Source organism: Streptomyces sp. UNOC14_S4 (genome assembly GCF_020740835.1).
In the GTDB taxonomy this organism is placed as follows: Bacteria; Actinomycetota; Actinomycetes; order Streptomycetales; family Streptomycetaceae; genus Streptomyces.
Genome location: NZ_JAINFC010000920.1, coordinates 1 through 1,356, shown reverse-complemented (window position 1 = coordinate 1,356; position 1,356 = coordinate 1). Strand labels below are relative to the sequence as shown.

1 protein-coding gene is annotated in these 1,356 nt (G+C 72.8%); it reads right to left on the bottom strand.

The window, feature by feature from the left end; genetic code table 11:
* Positions 1-120: 120 nt before the first annotated feature.
* A partial coding sequence (locus K6I34_RS37025) for an alanine racemase (protein WP_229332400.1) occupies positions 121-1,356 on the bottom strand: 1,236 nt, incomplete at its 5' end.

Here is a 1,356-nt window from a genome sequence, read left to right as displayed (position 1 = left end):
GGGGGCGGGGCGCCCCGTCAGGGGCGCGGGAAACTGGTCGACCAGCCACAAACAACCAGCAGCCGCGCACCGGTCTCAGGAGGCACCCCAATGGGCGCGGCGGAGGCTGGAAAGCCTGACTCACAACATCAAGCGCTCAGCCACCGGGTGGCCGAGAAACGCGTGCATGGCAAACTCCCACCCGTACGACCCCGCGTAAGGGAAGACCGCAATATCACCGGCACGGACGCGCTCGACGCGAACGTCCCGCAGCAGCGTGTCCTCCGGCGTGCACAACTCGCCGACGAACGTGACGGGAACATCGACGGCCTCGGGCCGTGGGCAGTCCTCCGGCCACGCGTCGACGGGCAGGACGGCGACGTTGTGGACGATGTCCCAGGACGTGGGCAGCTGGAAGTGGTTGATGCCGCCGCGCAGGGCGGCGAACGCCTGGCCGTAGGAGTGCTTGACGTCCGTGACCTCGGCGGCGTACCAGCCGCAGTCGGCGACGAGGAAGCGGCCCGGTTCGAGGACGACGCGGGCTCCGGCCGGGGGTGTGACGGCCGCGGCCAGCTCACCGAAGCGGGCAGTGTCGAAAGGCTTCTCGCCCTCGAAGTTGACGCCGATGCCACCGCCGATGTCGATGTGGCGCAGGTCGATGCCGTGCTCGGCGGCGGTGGCGGCGCTCCATTCGACGCACCAGCGGAGGTAGGTCGCGTGGGTCCCGGCGTCGAGGTTGTTGGAGGCGGCGTGGATGTGGAAGCCGACGAGGTCGAGGCCGGGCAGCCGCTGGGCGATACGGACGACCTCGGCGGCGTCGGGCTCAGGCACCCCGAACACGGAGGGTTCGCCGCCCATGTGGAGGGAGCCGGTGACGGGGATCTGCGCGGGGTTGACGCGCAGCGCGACGCGTGCGGTCGTGCCCCGCTCCTGGGCGATACGGCTGATGCGGTGGAGTTCGAGGGGGCTCTCGGCGTTGATGACCTCGACGTCCGCCTCGACCAGGCCGGTCAGAACGGGGACGGACTTCGCCGGTCCCGCGGCGACGACGGGGGCCGGGGCGCCCGGGGCCGCGGGCTTGGCGGCGGTGGCGAGGGCGAGTTCCGCGAGCGAGGCGACCTCGAACCCGTCGACGTGCGGGGCGAGGGCCGCCAGGACGCCGGGGAAGGAGTTCGCCTTGACCGCGTAGTGGACGGCCGCCCACTCGGGCAGGGCCTCGCGCAGCTCGCGGGCGCGGGCCGCCGCGATGTCGCCGTCGTAGAGGTAGGCCGCCACCGGGCCGCCGGTCCCGGCGAGTTCGAGGAGCCGGCGCCGCACGCCGACGGGCAGGACGTCCTGCGGGTAGGAGGAGCGGGGTGCCGCGGACGGCGGGAGTTC